This is a genomic window from Xenorhabdus yunnanensis (assembly GCF_028598805.1).
GTDB lineage: Bacteria > Pseudomonadota > Gammaproteobacteria > Enterobacterales > Enterobacteriaceae > Xenorhabdus > Xenorhabdus yunnanensis.
The window spans coordinates 1-21,348 of the sequence record NZ_JAQRFI010000041.1; the positions used below are offsets into that span (position 1 = coordinate 1).

A 21,348-nucleotide genomic window follows, 5' to 3' on the forward strand; every position below is an offset into this window, starting at 1 on the left:
TTTTACATTGGTCAGACTGGCGACGACGGCATCAATACCGGGCGCAACAATGTCACTACCGCCGCCGGGGAGATCATCGGCTTACAGAGCAATTACGGCTGTAGTACTAAGTTGATTGATACTACGTTCATTCATGAATAGTCAGACATTCCAGATCAGGCACAATACCCTGCCAGCCAAATTGTTCAAGCAAATGTTGCCATGATGGCTCCCATTGCGCAGTCAGAAGAAGATTCTCTCCTGTCACGGGATGCTTGAGTTGAAGATGACTGGCATGCAGCATTAATCTGCCAGTCTGATAATGCTTAGCAACACCGCGATTTTGTCGCAAATCGCCGTGCGTGGTATCCCCAATAATCGGGTGTCGAATATGCGCCATATGCCGCCGCAATTGATGCTTACGACCAGTTTTTGGCGTCAATTCCAAAAGACTAAAACGTGATGTTGGATAACGCCCTATCTCAATCGGACATTCTACTTGCGCCAGCGAACGGTAATAAGTAACGGCTGGTTGCGCTTCTCTGTCTGTATCAGCAAATTTATCCGCAATTTTATCCAACTGCTCCATTAGGGCGTAGTCGATAATATCATCACCTTCAACATAACCCCTTACAACTGCATGATATGTTTTTTGTATATCGTGGCATTCAAATTGTTGTGAAAGTGTTCTGGCGACTTCACTTGAAAGCGCCATCAATAAGACACCGGATGTTGGCCTGTCCAGACGATGAACAGGGAAAACATGCTGCCCAATTTGATCACGCAGTGTTTGCATCACAAAAACAGTTTCATGGCGAGCCAGCCAACTACGGTGAACTAACCATCCGGCTGGCTTATTGACTGCAACAATATGTTCATCCTGATAAATAATATCCAACATCTCAAATATCCTGCGTAAACAGATTGCCCGTAGACAAATTGCCCGTAAACAATTTATCCAATGCACGTAAGTGTTCAAGCAAAGGTAAATAACGTTCTACTTCTTCTTTATAAGCTTCTTCAAAATATGGGGCGATGGCAAATGCTGTCGGCAAACTGGCTTTTTGATCTATCAAAGCGCGCATTCTTGGGATTAATACCCACTGGAGCCACTCTTCTGCCGACATTGTATCAATAGAAAAAGGCTCAGTACTTTCAAAGGATTCTGGTTTAGGTGGATAATTTTGCCATAGACCTGCCGTTTTCATGGCAGCTTCAATTAACTGTAATTTATGTAGAATTTGTTTCTCGATACTCATGATGTTTCGTCTGATACTTGTCTGTTGCTCAGATGACAGAAACTGCCACCACGTCATTGGGACGTAAGAGTATCATTGATACGATTTCAGCGGAAAAGTTGCGGTAGGAAAATTACGGCTATATACGGACATATATAAATGAAATAAGGGAGGAGATAAAATCTCCTCCCTTAGAGTGGCTGTCATAGCAATCCTGCTAAATAGGGCACTCCCTGCTTTTTTCCCTGACAAAAAATATCCCTATTAGTAATCCTTTACTTAATCATTATACTGATAGTTTTCGGCCTTCCTGCCTGTACCTAGTCATCCTTGAACCATCTTCCTGATGGATTTATTCCCTGGCAATTATTTTGCTGTGGCTCCTTGCGGAACAGTGAAAGGATCTACGATTTAGCCTCTTGAAACAAGCAACTGAATCAGTATCCTAGGAGATAAGACAAAATTAACGCTAAGATAAAATCACGCATATCATTGATACAAAATAAAAATAATACACATGAATAATATTCACACCATGATTCAAAGAAATATCTCACGCGTTATGTGAGATATCTCTTACAAGAAATTAAATTAATATCTGCAATTAGCTCATTACAGGATTGATAACCGAAAGGAAACTGGCCAAATCTGGGGATAAAGTTTTTCGTTTATCGCTGCCAAATTGTTCGATAATCACTTGCCCTGTCAAATTGCACACGGAAATCAGTCCCATATCGGAATCAGTGGTTCCAATAAATACAGTAGGCGAGAGTTTTAAGCGCTTCTGTGTGATAAGGTGCCCAATCAGGTTTTCCTGCAACCGAATAAAATCATCTTCACTCCATACCTGAATCAGGCTGAAATTTTGCCCCTCAAAGCTGGCGGACATATCACCCGCAAACTGCATCACGTAATAATCATGGATAGAGTCCTGCAAACGGATCTCCAGTGCAGTTTCTACTTTACTGAGTTTTTCTTGAACAGAAAACGGCCGGGGAAGCCAATGCACCACACCATCTCCCGTACGCTCAATACATAGTGAAGATATACCATACAACTCACTGCTGGCTGGAGGAAAGCCCGTTTTTTCTTGCCATAATTCAACATAACGTCGGGTAAAGTCAGAGAGTGCTTCTGTCACATTAAAGGTCATACAATTATATCATCCACATTTTCAGGCTCAGGCTTATAATGTTATTCCGCTCATTCCTATACGCTTTTTAGCAAAATAACAACCGAAGAGTAATATTACCACCTTAATGAAAAAATGTTGATATAGCCTATTCTTTTCTAAATATTTAGATCCATTTCAATAAATTATAAAATCTATAATGATTTTACATTCTATTTATAGCATCATCGATTATATTCATAGCTAACAAAAATTGTTTACCTAAATATTAATAAAATAACTAACATCTTTCAAATTACAGAGCTACAACAATTATATCCAATCAGAAAACAATATATAAAAAACATATAAAAAATAGATTCCCTCTTGATTTTATATTAAAAAATAAAACCCTACCGATTAAATAACAAGGAAATAGGACATGCCATCATCAGAATTACTTAAACGAGAAAATAATCAATTGCAAAAAGTTATAATTACAGAAATAGAATATAACCTACCTAATTTTCCCAAAGAAATAATCTGGAAAACAATAAACTTTAAAAATTGGTCAGGAGAAATTCAAGCTTATAATATACCGTGCTGCATACCTAAATCTATCGGAGATGTTATTACCGTCGTCAATTGGGCATGGAAAGAGAATTATAAATTAAGACCCATCGGACAATCACATAATTGGTCACCATTAATATTGGAATCAGGGCAAAGTTTCACCAATCGCATTATGCTGATGGATCTTTCCCCTTATTTCAGTCAGGTCAGTATCGAACATCGTTCTCAATTTTCCATAGTGACAGCACAAACTGGCATATTGATGGAAAAGTTAATGACCCAAATGGAAGATCAAGGCTTGGGTTTCACTGCAACACCTGCTCCCGGAGATTTAACACTCGGCGCTGTTCTCGCAATAGGAGGCCACGGAACTGCCATTAATGCACTTGACGAAACGCTACTTCCGGGACACACATTTGGTTCTCTCAGTAATACGATATTATCCCTGTCTGCTATCGTGTGGGATGAAGAAAATCAGCAATATGCCATTAAACAGTTTGAACGTAGTGATCCAAATTGTGCTCCTTTATTAATCCATATAGGCGGTGCCCTCATTTTAGAAGTCCAATTTCAGGCGGGTAAAAATCAACGCTTACGCTGTCAAAGCCTTACCGATATTCCTGCGGCGGAATTATTTGCCTCCTCAGAAAATGCAAAAGGAAATCGAACTCTTAGCCAATTCTTAGATAAAAGTGGTCGGGCTGAGATAATTTTGTTTCCCTTTACAAATAATCCATGGCTAAAGGTCTGGAGTGTAGCACCAACTCAACCCCCTTCCAGCGTTGAAGTTAACGCCCCTTATAACTACCCATTTTCCGATAATATTCCACTTATCATATCGGATCTTGTGAAGGAAGCACTTAGCATTAACCCTTCAGTGACCCCGTTTATAGGTGAAATGCAATATCTACTCACAAACATCGCCTTACAAGGCCGTGAAAAAGATATCTGGGGTTGGAGTAAAAACCTGCTGTTATATGTGAAACCAACAACATTACGCGTTACGGCAAATGGTTATGCAGTATTAACACGCCGTGCTGATATTCAACGTGTACTAAGCGTATTTTATAGCCAATGGAAAAATTTGATTGAAGAATTTGAAATTGAAGGAAAATACCCTATCAACGGCCCCCTCGAAGTTAGAGTCACTGGATTAGACAATCCTGCCGAAGTCATGTATGAAAAAGCGGTTGTTCCTGGCTTATCTGCCATTCGTCCCCGTTTGGATCACCCTGAATGGGATGTCGCAGTTTGGCTGGATATATTGACCTTTCCGAACACACCATATTCCATTGAATTTCTGCGTAAATTCGAGCAATGGTTATTTCAGGAGTTTAATGGGACTTACGCATCAGCCCGTGTCGAATGGAGTAAAGGTTGGGCATATGGAAAAACTACTGCATGGGAAGATACAGATGTGTTAACAAAAAAAATCCCTGCTTCATTTACTGATGGTTTATCTGCTGATAACAATTGGGCTTCAACAGTTTCTGCATTGCAGAAGTATGATCCACATCATGTATTTAGATCTCCATTATTGAATAAATTACTTTCTGATTAATGTAATTTAAATAAATATAACTCTAATAAACAGCAGATATATTTTTATATCTGCTGTTTACTAAAATGTGGGGAAATTAAATAAATAGAGAAAACACAAATAAATACGTAATAAAAATTGAATCAAAAACTAAAAACAACGAACAATTCAATAATACCTATCTGGATCAGATAAACGCTGAATATATTTAAATATAAAACAGCTCTGAAAGCTGCTTATCAAAATACATCAAAAACTTTTTAATCATGAAATAAAGTTCACAAACATAGGTAATGGAATTTTGTCCCTGCCCGCACTTCAGGTAAACCGATGACTAACTTAATGACCGATCTCTGGGTTATATACCAACGGATTTCAAGGTGCGTCGCGGCGGCAAGGGAGCGCATCCATCGAAGCAAAAAGACTTAGCCTTGTGGAAGCAGCGCTAAAATGGCTTAATGAACATGAGGAATAATGAACAATAAAAATACGAACCGTTAGGATTCCTTGATACACTAAAGGCTGCCACAGTCGCAAAAACTATCTCAATCGTAAAATTTTTTAGCTTTTAAGGAATCCTAATGTCTTTGTATCAGGATAATCAGGCTCTCTCCCAACTCACACTAGGTAAACCAACGCCTTACCGCGATAACTACGATCCTGCTTTATTGCAGGCAGTTCCCCGTAGTATGAATCGTGAACCGCTTGAACTATTTCCGGATAACCTCCCTTTTCATGGTGCTGATATCTGGACAATGTACGAACTCTCCTGGCTCAACGCACGCGGCGTCCCTCAAGTTGCCATCGGTCATGTCAGCTTAGATGCGCACAGCGAAAACCTTATAGAATCAAAAAGTTTTAAGCTTTATCTGAACAGCTTTAACCAAACCCGCTTTGTTGATTGGGAAACGGTACAAAAAACCCTGCAACAAGATTTATCTGCTTGTGCCAACGGCAATATTGACGTTGTGTTACATCCTCTCCACGATTTCAGCCAGCAGCCAATTACTGAGTTTGAAGGAAAATGCATCGATAATCAGGATATTGAAATTGATGATTATCAATTCAAGCGCAGTTATCTTAACAATGCAGCAATTGGCCCTGTCGTTGAGGAAACTTTAGTTAGCCATTTGCTCAAATCGAACTGCCTGATCACTCATCAGCCCGATTGGGGATCTGTCATGATCCGCTATAAAGGTGCCAAAATTGATCAGGAAAAGCTATTGCGCTATTTAGTTTCCTTCCGGCATCACAATGAATTCCATGAACAATGTGTCGAGCGTATTTTCAATGATTTAATGACGTTATGCGCTCCTGAAAAACTCACGGTTTATGCACGTTATACCCGTCGGGGAGGATTGGATATCAATCCATGGCGCAGTAACGAAGCATTTGTTCCAACAATAGGAAGGTTAGCCCGCCAGTAATCAAAGTGACCTGATTAGTGGCAGCTAACCAAATTGCTGGATGAAATCAGTTATACCCAATAGATTTCGAGTTGCTGTGAAGGTCAATTTGCTGTGATGGTAAATGAGTAAAAGCAATAAAAAAGCAGCAACTGAAAAATGAGGGTATAAATCATTATGAGGAACCCCTGCAAAGGGTAAAAGGAGTCATTCTTGATTACACATGTCAATCCATTAGGATCAATGGATTTACTCTCTCAGCTTGAAGTAGATACGCTTAAGCGTACCGCAAGCAGTGATTTATACCGCCTTTTCCGTAACTGTTCACTGGCGGTTCTCAATTCCGGTAGCCAGACAGATAACAGTAAAGAATTACTATCAAAATATGAAGATTTTGATATCAACGTACTGCGCAGAGAGCGCGGCGTAAAACTGGAACTCGTTAATCCCCCGGAAGAAGCATTTGTTGATGGCAAAATCATCCGTTCTCTGCAAACAAATCTTTTTGCAGTACTGCGAGATATTTTGTTTGTTCACGCGCAAATTGCCAATGAACAGAAAGCGAACAATTTAAATATGGAAAATGGTATGCATATTACCAATACCATTTTCTCTATCCTGCGCAACGCCAAAGCACTGCATATCTCAGAAGAACCCAATATGATTGTTTGTTGGGGTGGTCATTCCATTAATGAGAAAGAGTACCTGTACGGGCGCAAAGTAGGAAATGAGCTTGGATTACGTGAGCTGAATATCTGTACGGGTTGTGGGCCGGGTGCAATGGAAGCACCGATGAAAGGAGCCGCAGTAGGACACGCTCAGCAGAATTACAAAAAAAGTCGTTTCATCGGCATTACAGAACCTTCAATTATCGCAGCAGAGCCACCCAATCCACTGGTGAATGAACTGATCATTATGCCTGATATTGAAAAGCGTCTGGAAGCCTTTGTTCGTATTGCCCATGGCATCATTATCTTCCCCGGCGGGGTAGGAACGGCAGAAGAATTGCTGTATTTGCTGTCTATTTTGATGAGTCACGAAAATAAGGAACAAGTTCTACCGCTGGTCTTGACTGGCCCCAAAGAAAGCGCCAATTACTTTCAGGTGTTGGATGAATTTATCGTTAATACTCTGGGGAAACAGGCCCGCCATTACTATCGCGTTATTGTGGATGCCCCATCAGAAGTCGCTCGTATCATGAAAAAAGCCATGCCGAGCGTCAAAGAAAATCGCCACTCTACCGGAGATGCCTATAGCTTCAACTGGTCACTGAAAATCAACCCTGATTTGCAGTCTCCATTCAGTCCATCCCATGAAAACATGGCTGACCTGAATTTATACCCAAATCAGTCACCAGAAAAACTGGCATCAGCGCTACGGCGCGCATTTTCTGGTATTGTGGCAGGCAATGTAAAAGAAGTGGGTATCCATGCCATAGAAAAACATGGCGCATTCAAGATCCATGGAGATGTAGATATCATGCATAGCATGGACAACCTTCTGAAAGATTTTGTGGAACAGGATCGCATGAAACTTCCCGGAGGCACTGCTTATGAGCCATGTTATGAGATAATCAAATAAATCGCAGATGCCTTTTCTCATCAATTCAATGAGGCTGGTGCCAAGGAATAGATCCACGGATGGAAGATAACGACCATGATACACCTTTTGATTGTAGACGCTTTAAATCTGATTCGACGCATTCATGCAGTACAGGGAAGCCCTTGTATTCCCGCCTGTGAACATGCGTTAAAGCAGTTAATCACCCACGCATCCCCAACCCATGCCGTGGCGGTATTTGATGAAGATGATCGCAGCCATAGCTGGCGCCATCATCTTCTCCCCGATTACAAAGCGGGACGCTCTGCCATGCCGGATAATTTGCAGCAAGAAATGCCATTAATTAAGCAGGCATTCAATGCCCTGGGGGTCGCCAGCTGGCATGCGAAAGGGCATGAAGCGGATGATTTAGCCGCAACACTGGCAACAAAAGTCGCTGATAGCGGGCATAGTGTCACGATTGTTTCAACCGATAAAGGCTATTGCCAGCTTATTTCTCCCAATATCCAAATTCGTGATTACTTCCAAAAACGCTGGCTGGATTTACCTTTTATCCAGCAAGAGTTTGGTGTTGCCCCTAACCAGCTTCCCGATTATTGGGGGCTTGCAGGCATCAGTAGCAGTAAAATCCCCGGAGTTCAGGGCATTGGCTCCAAAACTGCGGCCATTCTGTTACAACAAACGGGTACACTGGATAATTTATTCCAGAATCTGGAAACCCTGCCGGATAAATGGCGAAAGAAATTGGAATCTCATAAAGAAATGGCCTATATCAGCCGCGAAATTGCATCGCTAAAAACCGACTTATCACTACAAGGGAATTTGCAGCAATTGAGACTCATCAATAGATAAAAATTAATATTGTTACAGGAATATATTGTTACAAAAATATGATGTGTGATACCCGTTGCTATGCAAATTTTACAAGCCAGAAAAACGTGGTATCACATTTCAGTCATCTCAACTAATCATCTTAACCAATCATCCTAACCAAAATAATCAGAAATTAACTTAATATGTTCACCCTTTAATTGACCGGATTCATTCAATAACCCAATCCACGCTTTCATATAGTCATATTTTGCCTGAGATAATTCACGGCGAGCGGTATAAAGCTGTTGCTCGGCATTCAATATATCGACATTCACTCTCTGCCCCAACGCCACACTTTTCTGGGTCGCCTTCACTTGTAATGCCGCCGCTTCCACCGCCATTTCATAAGCTCGTATCCGCTTGTCACCATTCACGCAGGCGTTATAGTTGCGCCGCAGCGCATTCAGGATTTCTCCTGTCTGAGCATCCATCTCATATTTAGTCTTGCCATAGTTTGCTGCTGATTGACGCACCGCCGCCGAAGTACTTCCACCATTATAGAGGTTCATGGATACGCGCAATCCAATAGAATCGGTCCGGTATTTTTGGTCGATACTGTTATCGCTGCTGGATTTATTTTCGCTATGGGAAGCATATAACTCCAGTTTCGGCAGATATCCCGCGCGATTGCGCGCAATATCTTGATACGCCACCTCAACTTTTTGTCGGGCCGCAGTCAGTTGGGGATTCTGACGTAATGCCAGCTGTTCCCAATCGGCATAGTGTTCTAAGTCTAGTTTGATTGTTTTGAACCGCGGAGAATTGGATAAAGAGTTAAATAAAGAATCAGATAAACGATTAACAGGCAAATCTACTGGCAACGGTATGCCAACTAATAACTGCAAATCACGAATGGCTGCATCCAACTCATCTAGCACCACTAACTCATCAGCCAGTACCTGACTGTAACGCGTCTGAGTTTCTGCTACATCAGTACGAGTGCCTTCACCGAAAGAAAACAATTTCTGATTGTGCTCGAGTTGCTCCTCATAGGCTGCCCGCTGCTGGGCTACTTGTGCCAAACGATCCTGCGCATAAGCCACAGCCACATAACTGTTCACTACTCTGACCGCCAATTGCTGGCTATCCGCCCGAAAGCGGCTATCACTCATCAAGGTATAAGCCTGACGGGTTCGATAACGCGCCCACGCTTCGAAATCGATCAATGGCTGGGTCAAAACAATCGCACCGTTATAGCTGTTATACTGCCGATCACGACTTTCCCTGATGGCCCTTCCCCGATTGTTTAAAGATTGCGATTCCATCTTCTGCCAGTTTTGCGGCGAATTCTGGTAACTGATTAATATTTTAGGCAGCAACTCTGCCATCCCAATATTTTTTTCTTCCTGCCCGGCTTCCTGCTCTTTGATAGCAGCCTGAAACGTCGGATCGTGCTGCAATGCCAGCGCATAAGCCTCCGTTAAGGAAAGCGAACTGGCAGAACGAGAAAACAACGCCAGCGATAATAACGACATGGGCAATAACATCTTAAAAAATAGAGAAAATAGCGGAGTACGTCTATTGGCAAAAAAACGGTAATACATCAACATCCTCCGTTACTCCTCAATCAGTGATGTAGACGCCCTGTCCATCAATGGCTTGAACAAATAGCTCAACAGTGAACGCGAGCCTGTTTTGACGAATACCTCAACAGGCATCCCCGGTTTAATATTCAACCCTGCCAGTTTCTCCATGCCTTCAGGACTTACTCTCAACCGCATTTGGTAATAAGGTTCTCTTGTCACCCCATCCACCAAACGGTCGGCAGAAACTACCATCACCTTGCCCGCGACTTTCGGCGTCCGGTTCTGATTGAATGCCGTAAACATCAAATCAACATCCTGCCCTATAGCCACTTTATCAATCAGGTTCACCATCAAACGCGCCTCTACTTCCAGCGCACTCTGGGTTGGCAGAATTTCCATTAATCTCTCACCGGAAGCCACCACACCACCCTGAGTAAACACGGTTAATCCAACCACCGAGCCATCTACCGGAGCAATAATGGATGTATGTGACAGATCAAATTGTGCCGTTTCCAGCTTATTTCCCAGCTCATTAGCCAATACTTGTATATCTGCCAGTTGGCTGCGTACTTCACGTTGGTAATCCGCCTGACGCTGGATAACTCGCTGCTGCGTTTCCTGTCGCTGCTTTTCAAGCTGACCGATACGCCCTGTCATCTCAGCCATGCTGCCACTCAATTCACTTTGACTACGCAGTAATTCCAGATAGCGGTTACGAGGAAAATACCCCTCTTCAGTCAGAGGTTGCAGATTCGTAACCTGTTCCTTGAGTGAGACTTGCTGTTGCTGTTTGCTCATCAAGGCTTCCCGCAGTCCCTTGATTTGAAAATTCAGCCCCTCTTCGGTCTGTTGCATTCCCGCCAAATCACTGCGCAGCATTTCACGACGTGATAAAAAGAGCTGTTTTTGCAAGGCAAGAATTTCATCAATGCGTGGTTCCGATTGCTGATTCAAGAGCGTGGGAGGGAAAACAACAGCATCCCGCCCTTGCTGCTCGGTCAGAAGCCGGGCTTCCGTTGCCAGGGTGGTATAAAACTGCTGTTTCAGGGAATCAATTTGAGCATTAACCTGTACCTGACTGAGCTGAACCAAAACCTGCCCGGCCTTCACTTGCGCGCCCTCTTTCACCTGAATTTGCCTGATAATGCCATTAACAGGGGACTGTACCGTTTTACGGTTCCCATCAACCACAACAGTACCAGAAGAAGCAACCCCTTTATCAAGTGGTGCAAATGCTGCCCAGATGAGAAATCCCAGAATGCCAATCCCAATCACCAACCAGCCTATTCGCAGGTAACGATTTGCATCCAGCGGCAATAATTCCGACACCTCGTTTTGGGTATCCTTTGCGTTAGTCTGATAGGACATCTTTACTCCCAAATAGAAATATCCCAAGAATTGAAATATGGCTGAATCATGTTACGAGGCACGTTCGACCGCTTTTAACTGTGACTGTGACTGTGACGGAGACGAAGATTGAGATAGCGCCTCCATAACTTGCTGGGAAGGGCCAAACATTTTCATTTTCCCCTGCACCAACAGCAAAATTTTGGTTGTTTGCGAGAGCAATGAAGGTCTGTGGGTGATAACGACCACCGTTTTACCTTGTTCCCGTAATTGAGCAATCGCATGGCTCAGGGCTTTTTCACCAATATCATCCAGATTCGAGTTAGGTTCATCCAACACCAAGAGCGATGGATTGCCATATAGAGCACGAGCCAAACCAATTCGTTGTTTTTGCCCACCAGACAGCCCCATACCACCAGCGCCAATCACAGTGTCATAACCCTGCTCAAGATTGAGTACTAATTCATGAACACCGGCTTTCTTCGCCGCATCAATGACTTTTTCAGGTTCAACATCATTAAAACGGGCAATATTTTCCGCGATCGTACCACCAAACAGCTCAATATCCTGTGGCAGATAACCTATGGATGCCCCTAACTCATCTTTGTTCCATTGATAGATATCAGCATCATCGAGCCGTACAACGCCCTCTTGCGCTGGCCATATCCCCACCAGCAAACGCGCCAGTGTAGACTTCCCCGACGCACTGGGGCCAATCACGCCCAGCACATCACCAGAACTCAGGGCAAAATTGATATCCTGCAAGACATATTGATTATTTGGTGATGATCCGTTTTGTGAAGCCTCGACTGCCCGCATTTTACTCGGTGGTGTTGCTGATACTTTTTCCAGTCGTAACATCCCCTCAGGAGGTGGTAATGACATGCCACTTTTACGTTCTGGTTGAGCTTTCAGCAGCTTGTCCAATCGTTGCCATGACAGGCGTGCAGCACTCAGACTCTTCCATGCCTGTATCAATTGCTCAATCGGCGACAACGCCCTTCCCATCAAAATAGAACCCGCAATCATCATCCCGGGAGTGATATTCCCTTCAATCGCCAACCAACCGCCCAAGCCAAGAATCAACGATTGCAGAGCCAGACGCACCGTTTTAGTCAACGCTGTAATAGATGCGGATCGCTCACTGGCAATGCGCTGAAAATTGAGAAAACGCTTATGCAAGTCAAACCAACGATGGCGCAATGTCGGCAACATTCCGAGCGCTTCAATTACTTCGGCATTACGCAAGTTAGTACTGGCTAAATTGGCTGATCGTAAAGAAAGATTGCTTGCTTCCGTTAGAGGCGCTTGAGATAACCACTGATTCAGCACCGCCAGCGCGATCAAAATGATCGCCCCAACCAGCGCCAACAATCCCAAATACGGGCTGAACAGAAAAATGACACAAAGGTAGACAGGAAACCAAGGCGCATCAAAAAAAGCAAACAGTGCATTACCCGTCAGGAACTGGCGGATGGTCGCCAAATCATTGAGCATCTGTCCTGCGTCAGTGGAACCATTTCTCAGGTTGGATTCATATGAGGCGGTATAAACCCGCTGGTTCAGGTGCATATCAAACTGGCTGCCAATGCGGATCACCACCATACTCCGGATATATTCCAGCCCGCCCATAATGGCGAACATACCCAATGTGATCAACGTCAGCATCAGCAAAGTCATTTCATTACTGGATGGCAGTACTCGATCATAGACTTGAAGCATATAAATAGTGGGAACCAACATCAGCAAATTGATGAATGCCGTAAATAAGCCAATAGTCCAGAAGACCTTGCTGCGTGCACGGATAACATCCGTGATTTCATCCTTTGGAAAGCGTAATTTCACTGCAATCCCTTTATCATTAACTGAAGCAAAACGAATTAGTTATCTATACCCTTATATTTTTCAATCCACAGCTTTCGATCCACAACTTTGCTGAAATTTATCGGGTATATAACCATGCATGATTTTTATTTTGTTGCCGCATTCGCTGTGCCACTAAATGCCATGACCAGTTGCCGGCCATCAACAAAATAGGCAATCCACTGTTCCGACTCATGACTAAAAAAGGCCAGACTATTGCCATCACCATCGGTCAATGTGATGCCATCAGGGGACGGATACCACCCTTCAACAGACGGCCCAATCAACTCAGTTACACAAGTATCACCTTTCAAAGCCCAAATGGAACCTTCGGATAAATGGGTATCAGTCAATTCAATGCTGCACAACTTATTCCCATCGGAGAGTTGCCATAATCCTTTCAACTCACCAGCAGATGGAAGCCTCAAACTACTCGCCATACATCCTCCTACAAAAAAGAGAGAAAAAATTATCAATAAGATCGATTTTGATAAAAGCGGTTTTAATAAAAACAGTTTCGATATAAAAAACGGGCGACTACAAAGAAAGGAGTCAAAGAAAACAGGTACTAAACTGCGATATCGATATAACACGGCTACCTCCTTTCCATCACTTCATAATACTGCCGTATCCTGAGGCATACGGCAGTATTCCATTATTGTGATGACATCAATTAGACGATGAAATCTGCCTCAGTCAACGGTTGACCGATAACTTTCACCAGAAAATCATTGCCAGACAGATCACCACCAAGGCTGATTTCCAGATCAGTGACATCATTCGCTTTATCATAAGTGATCAGTACTTCGCCAGACTTACCTGAGAACGAGTCTACAAATTTGATATCGCCAGTACCGCCGAAATTGAAATCAGACAGATCGATCTTGTCTTCACCAGAGATGAAATCATGAATCCAGTCTGGGTTGTCTTTCAGTGACTCTTTGCCATCCAGATAAACAAAGGTATCGTTGCCTTCGCCACCCCACAGATGATCACCGCCCAGACCGCCATAAATGACATCATCACCTGAACCACCTTTCAGGATGTTATCTGCGCTGTTACCTACCAGAATATCGTCACCGCTGCCGCCAATCGCGTTTTCAATAACTACGCCACGAGCGATGGAAACGTTACCTTTCAGGCCGCCAACATCAGAAAAAGCACCTTCATTCAGATTAATACGCTGATTTTGGGTAAAACCAGAGAAATCAAAGGTATCTTCACCGCCAGCATCCCATACACTGAATACGAGTTTGCTGTTAGCATCAGTTGCGGTCATAAAGTCGCGATCAGTATTGGAATTGAAACCATATACGGTATCTCCCTTGCGGGTTTCCATATTTGCGCCATACAATTCCTGAATGGCAGAAATATCATTCAGCAAAGGGGCCGATGAATATTGATATTTGAAATCTTGACCAGTGAATTTTTCACCGAAGTAACTCATGACGGTATAAGCACGAGAATCTTCGAAATATTTCGCTGACTTGGTATAGTTTGGACGTATTTTATCAGAAGCATCATAATCGGCAGGATGTTCCAGCCCTAATGCATGCCCAATTTCATGAGTGAAAGTCTGACGGGCATAACCATTCACATCAATGTCATTGTCTACAAAAGTATGGCTTTTCGCATTATACCAAGTATAAGCAGTTTTCTGTCCCTGTGGCAGAGTAGCAAATGCATAATCTCCTACTTCACTATAATCAAAGAAACCAAAAGTTATATTCGCTTTCTTAGCGCTACTCACCTCGGTAAATTTAATATTGGCAACATCAGACCAGGATTGTAAAGAAAGTTTCGCGGCTTCTTGTTGTTCTTCATTAAAATCACTAAAGTCAGAAATCTTAAACCACGGCATTATAGAAGGTTCTGATTCCAGAAAATGATACGATAATTCCAATGTGCCAGAATTAATGTATTTCTTGGACCACTGATAATCGCCACGCACAAGCCTATCAGGCGCTTCATCCGCTAATACCTTATGCGCAACACGAACACCAGGATCAGAGTTTGGAACGTAGGCGGTGAGAAGTGAATGAACATCGTGAACGGAATTGGAATCAGATAACCCCACATAGGTATATTTTTTCTTTGAGGTCATGTAAATCTCCTGTAAAAACAAGACAAGTATCCTAAAACCCGAAATTTTAATAATAACGGAAGTAAGAGTTTTAAATTCTTCCTAAGGCCCTCATGGAAATAAAACTCCAGAATAAAATAGCGTTAGTTATTGTCTATGTAAAAATAATTCCTATAACTTTTTAGAATACATATTAAACAAATTTAATTTATGTAATTAATTATTAATTTCTCAATGTAATTTTTTTGATAATAAAGAAACAACATTATTTAATAATAAATAATGTTGTTTCTATCTACTAAAAATTGATTCTAAGAGAGAATTATCTCCCTGACTGATTTTTAAAAAAATAGATGATTTTTCATTCAACTTGAAATTTATTCCACATCTTTAGGCGTTAAATTGTAGTGAAATGGAAATAGTGAAATGGAAAATGACAATCGGGTAAACGCAACAGAAAAGGAATAAACTCCCAGAAACATAGCCAACGCTATAATCAATAGCCAGCTATGTAATCAGGATAAGGAAACTGGGTTAAATGGTTAACAGAGGGTAAATAAAAGCTGCCAATAAGGCAGCATGTTAATAATTAAGCAGTTATACCTTTCGTCTTTCAAGTTGCCTCTTTGTTGGCTGCGCTCACCCATCCCGGTCACATAGTTATATGTGAACCATCAAATCAGCAACTTGAAAAATGATGGATATATCAAAAATCCCGCTGGGCTGCATACACAGACCAGATACGACGAATATGTACTGTGATCTCTTCACGATCGTGATACAGGTGTTTCGCCTGAATCTGCGCATTCACGCCGTTCTCTTTCAATTGCAACTCTATTTTCTGCAAAATATGAGCCACTTCCTCATAGCGCTTTTTCATCGGCAATTTAAGATTGAAGATCGCCTCACGACACCAGCTTTTTACTAGCCAATCCGTCATAAGTTGTGCAACTTTAGCGGGTTTCTCAACCATGTCACACACTAGCCAGTAAACATTTTTCACTGGCGGTTCAAATTTAAAACCATCCACACGATAATGCTTCACCTGCCCCGTATCCATCAGGCTCTCAGCCATCGGGCCATTATCTACCGCATGAACAATCATGCTGTGTTTCACAAACTGGTAAGTCCATCCTCCCGGACAAGCACCGAGATCCACTGCGTGAAGGCCGCTATCCAAACGCTCTTCCCATTCGTCATAAGGAATAAATACATGGAAAGCTTCTTCCAGTTTCAGTGTTGAACGGCTTGGCGCATCTGAAGGGAATTTCAGGCGAGGGATCCCCATATAGAAACGGGAATTATTGTTGCTGTAGGAATACCCGACATAGCAGCAACCTGAAGCAATGAAAAAGACATGAATCACAGGGCGACTGAAATTTTCCTTTGCCAGCAAAAGTTTCTCCTGACGCATCGCATTACGCAGCGGAACCGTAAACTTACGACAGAATTTCATCAACTCTTTGCTTTCATTAGTATCCGGCACTTCTACACGCAACTCACCCGCCCTCTCAATGACACCGAACAACATGCCAATAATCGGTGTAATGCGATCTTCCTGCGGTAAATCTTTCAACAGCTCACCAACAACCAACATTTGACGAGCAAAAATCATCTCACTGAACGGAATTTCCCGGATCAGGCGATCCGCATCATCCGGTTGATAACATTCAAACAGCACATAGCCACTGTTCTCTTTCACGCGGGCGAAACCGTAAATTTCTTTTTTACCCGCTTTATCAGTAATTTCTGCCGCACACTCTTTTTCAAAACCCGGACGGCAATATAAAGCAACTTTATTCATGGCTAGGCGCCAATTTCCTTAGACGCAGAGCGCCAATTAATACACATAACCAACCAATGAGAAAACTGAACCCACCGATTGGTGTCAAATAGACCAGAAATTTTAACGGGAAAAAGGTCAGACAATAAAGACTGCCACTAAACAGCACAATTCCCGCCGCGAAAAAAATCCCACTCCAGCCAAATGATGCTACAGGCTGACGCATCAATAAAGCTGCCAGAGCCATCATGGCGAGTGTATGCAGCCCTTGATATTGCAGGCCGGTATGAATCCATTCCATCTGACGTGGTGTCAGGATAGGTGCCAACATATGTGCCCCCATCGCCCCCAATGCCACGTAGAAAAAACCACTGATCCCAACAAAAATAAGCATGATTCGACTGCTCATCACACAGCTCCTGTTTCTGTTTAGCAGCTATTAGCTGGTTATTAATTGTGTCAGATTAAGTGTGTTGGGTGATAAATCCTAACCTTTCTTGCTCAGTCGCTGCTTGAGTCAGTATCCATTTCCGGAAAGCTGCGATCTTGCCCAATTCTGCCTGATTATCGTGACAAACCAAATAAAATGCATTCTTACTGACCAAAACATCATTGAACGGACAGACAAGACGCCCTGCATCAATTTCATTCTGTGCCATGACATTGTTAGCCAGCGCAACCCCTTGGCCATGCACTGCCGCCTGAATCACCATCGAACTATGACTGAATATTGGCCCCTGCTGAACATTGATCTGCTGCTGCATATCAAGCTGGCGGATATAGGCTTGCCAATCCCGCCGGGATGAATCGTGCAACAAAGTATGTTTGGTGAGATCTGAAGGCGTTTTCAATGGACGATCTCCCGTCAGCAACGAAGGAGAACAAACAGGCAACAGATATTCCGGATAAAGGCGGTCGGTTCTCATTCCCGGCCAGTTTCCCCTGCCATAAAAAATCGCAACATCGACATCATCAGCCAATTTATCTTCTTCCCGATCTATAGCCTGAATTCGGACATCGATCCCCGGAAAACTCTGATTAAAACCAGAAAGCCGAGGCACTAACCACTGAATAGCAAAACTGGGGGATAAACTGACCGTTAATGCTCCCTTAGCACTGCGGGCCTGAAGTTTGCGGGTGGCATCATTGATAGCGGTAAAAATTTCCTTGATATCGAGATAATAACTTTGTCCATCTTCCGTCAACAATAGTGAACGATTACGACGACGAAAAAGCTTTAATCCCAGAAAATCTTCCAGACTTTTCATTTGATGACTAACGGCGGCCTGAGTCACAAATAATTCTTCTGCCGCTTTAGTAAAACTTAAATGACGGGCCGCAGCATCAAAAACGCGTAACGCATTGAGTGGAGGTAAACGTTTAGACATGTTCGTTTCTTATATGATAGTGACGATACCGGTAACTCTTTCCATTCAGATATTAGTTTTTGTAATCCGAATCATTATAATTTGTCCATTGATGATATACCAGCAAATCCCTATAGTGTGCGCACTTCCTAAGCCGGAACGAAAAGTCTCTTTGTAGTAATACATTGACGCTTTTGGCTTTGTGGTTGTGATGTTGTGTTTGCAAGTTGTCTGGGAAACCAGACTTTGTAGCGTAAGCTACTGTTTTTTTTCACTTCCTGTACATTTACCCTGTCTGTCCATAGTGATTTTTTTAATGCACCGCAATTGCGGTGCTTTTTTTCTCGACTTTCTCCTGTAGAATTCCTCTTCTCTTGTTTAAAGAAAAACTTATTCTTTATCACACAACGATTAAATTAGCACCGTTTATGAAAGCCTTTGACTCAGAAAAATTCCGACAGTACTTTCCTGCCCTGCAACAATCAACCACATTTTTGGACAGTGCAGCCACGGCATTAAAACCGACTTGTATGATTGAAGCAACTGAACACTATTACCAAAACCATAGTGCAACAGTACATCGCAGCCAACATGCCACTGCACAGGCCATGACCGCTCGTTATGAACAAGCCCGTTCAATGGTAGCGGAATTGATCAATGCGCCATTGTCTGAAGATATTATCTGGACGAAAGGCACAACCGAGGCCATCAATCTGGTCGCACAAAGTTACTTCCGTTCCCGTTTGAACGTAGGTGATGAAATCATAGTCAGCGAACAGGAACACCACTCTAACCTGCTGCCGTGGTTGATTCTGGCAGAACAGACAGGCGCTAAAATTGTCAAATGGCCGATTGGTAATCAGCGTCAACCAGAAATCGATACCCTCGCAGAATTATTGAATGAAAACAGCCGATTAATTGCCATCAGCCAAATATCGAACGTTACGGGTGCAGCAGTAAATTTGGCGCAGGTCACCAAACTCGCCCACCAATATGATTGCCGAGTTCTGGTCGATGGCGCTCAGGGCATCGTTCACGCGCCTATCAATGTTCATCAACTGGATATCGATTTTTATACCTTTTCGGCCCATAAACTGTATGGTCCAAATGGATTGGGTGTGCTGTATGGCAAAACTGAATTACTGAATGCGATGTCACCATGGCATGGCGGCGGCAAGATGCTGACTCAAATCTCATTTGACGGTTTTACACCGGAAGCAGTACCTTATCGCTTTGAGGCAGGAACGCCCAATGTTGCGGGTGTGATCGGCTTTTCAGCAACCCTGGAATGGCTGAAAACCATTGATATCCAGCTCGCCGAATCTCATGCAATTGCTCTGACAAACTACGCTGAACAGCAACTCAGCACGCTGGCGGGTTTCATCGGTTACCGTGCGGCAGGCTCCAGTTTGCTGGCTTTCAATATCGCCGGAATACACCACAGTGACTTGGCAACGCTGATTGCAGAACAAAATATCTCCCTGCGTTCAGGGCAACACTGCGCTCAGCCATTGCTGGATGCCCTTGGGATCAGCGGCTGCCTGCGCGCTTCATTTATGCCTTATAATAACCAGCAAGATGCGGATAGGCTGATCAGCGCCGTAAAGTTTGCGCTGTCGCTGTTGGATGAGTGATGTTGTTTAAAAGCATAACTGCTATTATCCTGAAACTTCATTGATTCTGAAACCTCATTCAGAGCAAACCAGCGACAAATTCACTGCAAGATAAATAACCAATGACACAACTCTCAGACAGCATTCTTGCTCCGCATCCATTCGGAACGGAAATCACAGAGCAACAACTTATTGAAAACATTCAGCAATGCAAATTGTGGGAAGATCGTTATCGGCAGCTAATCGGTCTGGCCAGAAAGCTGCCGGCTTTGGCGGATGAGCTAAAACAACAGAATATCGAAAGATCCGGCTGCGAAAATCGGGTCTGGCTGGGGCATCAACGACTTTCAGACGGCCGCCTGCACTTTTATGGCGATAGCGAAGGCCGTATTGTCAAAGGATTATTGGCTATTTTGCTGACCGCCGTGGAAGGCAAAACACCAGAGCAGGTTTTACAAACACCTTTAACTGAGTTATTTCAACAAATTGGCCTTGAACAACAATTAAGTGGTTCAAGGCTTAATGGCGTGAAATCCCTGATAAACACGATTCAAGGAATAGCTAATACCTACATTCATTAGCTCTATTTAAAGATGAGACCTGTTTAAAGCGTATTTTCCCGCCCAGCTTTTGCCACCATTTTTTTCAATGCGTGGGATACAGCAACAAAACCAAAGGTCGCCGTGACCATGGTTGCGGCACCAAAACCAGAAGCGCAATCCATCCGCTTAGAGCCATCCGCGGTACTCTTCGCTGCGCAAACTGTGCCGTCAGATTGGGGATAAACCAGCTGTTCCGTTGAAAAAACGCAGTCAATCCCCAACTTGCCTTTGCCGTTTTTCATCACACGATAATCCGACTTCAAGCGCTCTTTCAATTTTGCCGCTAATGGATCTTGTACCGTTTTTGCTAAATCCACTACTTGAATCTGGGTTGGATCGAGTTGCCCACCCGCTCCGCCAGTCGTTACAACCGGAATTTTATAGCGACGACAATAGGCCAATAACGCGGCTTTTGGTCGTATGCTGTCAATCGCATCAATGACATAATTGAATCCTGTGGACATCAATTCGGCCACATTATCAGGTGTGACAAAATCATCAATGCAAGTAACTTTGCATTCAGGGTTGATCGCTCGTATCCGCTCAGCGATGACTTCTGTTTTTGGCAAGCCTACGTTTTGTACCAAGGTGTGTAACTGACGATTGGTATTGGTGACACAAACATCATCCATATCAATTAGCGTGATAGCACCGATACCTGTACGCGCCAGAGCTTCTGCCGCCCATGAACCAACACCGCCAATGCCTATAACACAAATATGTGAACGGGCAAATAATGAAAGCGCTTTCTGACCATATAGTCGAGCCGTACCAGCAAAACGCTGAAGATAAGCATCAGAGAGAGAAACTTGCATTGCTAAATAAATCCTGCATAAAACCTACCTCTATTGAGATAGGTTATTGATTATTTGAAATTGATCGTG

At 43.2% G+C, this 21,348-nt stretch carries 18 protein-coding genes; 6 read left to right on the plus strand and 12 right to left on the minus strand.

What is annotated here, in order from left to right:
* Nucleotides 1-127: 127 nt before the first annotated feature.
* From truC to syd, 3 genes are all read right to left on the minus strand, one after another.
* Nucleotides 128-880 carry a tRNA pseudouridine(65) synthase TruC gene (gene truC, locus PSI23_RS15355; RefSeq protein ID WP_273555906.1) on the minus strand — a complete coding sequence of 251 codons (753 nt, stop codon included), beginning with the start codon at nucleotides 878-880 and terminating at the stop codon, nucleotides 128-130.
* 1 nt (nucleotide 881) lies between these two features.
* Nucleotides 882-1,238 carry a YqcC family protein gene (locus tag PSI23_RS15360; protein ID WP_273555907.1) on the minus strand — a complete coding sequence of 119 codons (357 nt, stop codon included), beginning with the start codon at nucleotides 1,236-1,238 and terminating at the stop codon, nucleotides 882-884.
* Nucleotides 1,239-1,821: 583 nt separating this feature from the next.
* Nucleotides 1,822-2,370, minus strand: a complete 549-nt coding sequence (gene syd, locus PSI23_RS15365; RefSeq protein WP_273555908.1) for a SecY-interacting protein — start codon at nucleotides 2,368-2,370, stop codon at nucleotides 1,822-1,824.
* 400 nt (nucleotides 2,371-2,770) lie between these two features.
* Here syd and PSI23_RS15370 point away from each other — a divergent pair, with 400 nt between their 5' ends.
* From PSI23_RS15370 to xni, 4 genes are all read left to right on the plus strand, one after another.
* Nucleotides 2,771-4,462 carry a cholesterol oxidase substrate-binding domain-containing protein gene (locus tag PSI23_RS15370; RefSeq protein WP_273555909.1) on the plus strand — a complete coding sequence of 564 codons (1,692 nt, stop codon included), beginning with the start codon at nucleotides 2,771-2,773 and terminating at the stop codon, nucleotides 4,460-4,462.
* A 560-nt stretch (nucleotides 4,463-5,022) separates the two neighbouring features.
* A complete protein-coding gene (queF, locus tag PSI23_RS15375) occupies nucleotides 5,023-5,868 on the plus strand; it encodes an NADPH-dependent 7-cyano-7-deazaguanine reductase QueF (RefSeq protein WP_273555910.1) in 846 nt (281 codons plus the stop codon).
* A 192-nt stretch (nucleotides 5,869-6,060) separates the two neighbouring features.
* Entirely contained in the window at nucleotides 6,061-7,428 is a 1,368-nt protein-coding gene (gene ppnN, locus PSI23_RS15380; RefSeq protein ID WP_273555911.1) for a nucleotide 5'-monophosphate nucleosidase PpnN, read from the plus strand.
* 75 nt (nucleotides 7,429-7,503) lie between these two features.
* Nucleotides 7,504-8,259: a flap endonuclease Xni gene (xni, locus tag PSI23_RS15385; protein WP_273555912.1), complete on the plus strand. Its 756-nt coding sequence runs from the start codon at nucleotides 7,504-7,506 to the stop codon at nucleotides 8,257-8,259.
* A 134-nt stretch (nucleotides 8,260-8,393) separates the two neighbouring features.
* Here the strand turns inward: xni and PSI23_RS15390 are convergent, their stop codons facing one another.
* The 8 genes from PSI23_RS15390 to PSI23_RS15425 all read right to left on the minus strand — a co-directional run bounded on the left by PSI23_RS15390 (nucleotide 8,394) and on the right by PSI23_RS15425 (nucleotide 18,270).
* Nucleotides 8,394-9,767 carry a TolC family outer membrane protein gene (locus tag PSI23_RS15390; protein ID WP_273555933.1) on the minus strand — a complete coding sequence of 458 codons (1,374 nt, stop codon included), beginning with the start codon at nucleotides 9,765-9,767 and terminating at the stop codon, nucleotides 8,394-8,396.
* 69 nt (nucleotides 9,768-9,836) lie between these two features.
* Nucleotides 9,837-11,174 (minus strand): HlyD family type I secretion periplasmic adaptor subunit, encoded by a 1,338-nt coding sequence (locus PSI23_RS15395; protein WP_273555913.1) that lies wholly within the window; start codon nucleotides 11,172-11,174, stop codon nucleotides 9,837-9,839.
* A 51-nt stretch (nucleotides 11,175-11,225) separates the two neighbouring features.
* The gene (locus PSI23_RS15400) at nucleotides 11,226-12,998 is read right to left on the minus strand and encodes a type I secretion system permease/ATPase (RefSeq protein WP_273555914.1); all 1,773 of its coding nucleotides are present in this window, start codon (nucleotides 12,996-12,998) and stop codon (nucleotides 11,226-11,228) included.
* A 125-nt stretch (nucleotides 12,999-13,123) separates the two neighbouring features.
* Nucleotides 13,124-13,456 (minus strand): AprI/Inh family metalloprotease inhibitor, encoded by a 333-nt coding sequence (locus PSI23_RS15405; protein ID WP_273555915.1) that lies wholly within the window; start codon nucleotides 13,454-13,456, stop codon nucleotides 13,124-13,126.
* A gap of 233 nt (nucleotides 13,457-13,689) precedes the next feature.
* A complete protein-coding gene (locus PSI23_RS15410; protein WP_273555916.1) occupies nucleotides 13,690-15,120 on the minus strand; it encodes a serralysin family metalloprotease in 1,431 nt (476 codons plus the stop codon).
* A 685-nt stretch (nucleotides 15,121-15,805) separates the two neighbouring features.
* Nucleotides 15,806-16,903 (minus strand): 23S rRNA (cytidine(2498)-2'-O)-methyltransferase RlmM, encoded by a 1,098-nt coding sequence (gene rlmM, locus PSI23_RS15415; protein WP_273555917.1) that lies wholly within the window; start codon nucleotides 16,901-16,903, stop codon nucleotides 15,806-15,808.
* Nucleotides 16,896-17,291 (minus strand): DUF423 domain-containing protein, encoded by a 396-nt coding sequence (locus tag PSI23_RS15420; protein ID WP_273555918.1) that lies wholly within the window; start codon nucleotides 17,289-17,291, stop codon nucleotides 16,896-16,898. The genes rlmM and PSI23_RS15420 overlap by 8 nt, the downstream gene beginning before the upstream one ends.
* Before the next feature lie 55 nt (nucleotides 17,292-17,346).
* The gene (locus tag PSI23_RS15425; protein ID WP_273555919.1) at nucleotides 17,347-18,270 is read right to left on the minus strand and encodes a transcriptional regulator GcvA; all 924 of its coding nucleotides are present in this window, start codon (nucleotides 18,268-18,270) and stop codon (nucleotides 17,347-17,349) included.
* 407 nt (nucleotides 18,271-18,677) lie between these two features.
* Between PSI23_RS15425 and csdA the strand changes: the two genes are divergently transcribed.
* Nucleotides 18,678-19,883, plus strand: coding sequence for a cysteine desulfurase CsdA (gene csdA, locus PSI23_RS15430; protein WP_273555920.1), 1,206 nt, complete (start codon nucleotides 18,678-18,680; stop codon nucleotides 19,881-19,883).
* Between the two features lie 101 nt (nucleotides 19,884-19,984).
* Nucleotides 19,985-20,443 carry a cysteine desulfurase sulfur acceptor subunit CsdE gene (gene csdE, locus PSI23_RS15435; RefSeq protein WP_273555921.1) on the plus strand — a complete coding sequence of 153 codons (459 nt, stop codon included), beginning with the start codon at nucleotides 19,985-19,987 and terminating at the stop codon, nucleotides 20,441-20,443.
* A gap of 23 nt (nucleotides 20,444-20,466) precedes the next feature.
* On the opposite strand, the gene tcdA is transcribed toward csdE, so the two are convergent.
* A complete protein-coding gene (tcdA, locus tag PSI23_RS15440; RefSeq protein ID WP_273555922.1) occupies nucleotides 20,467-21,279 on the minus strand; it encodes a tRNA cyclic N6-threonylcarbamoyladenosine(37) synthase TcdA in 813 nt (270 codons plus the stop codon).
* Nucleotides 21,280-21,348 lie beyond the last annotated feature (69 nt).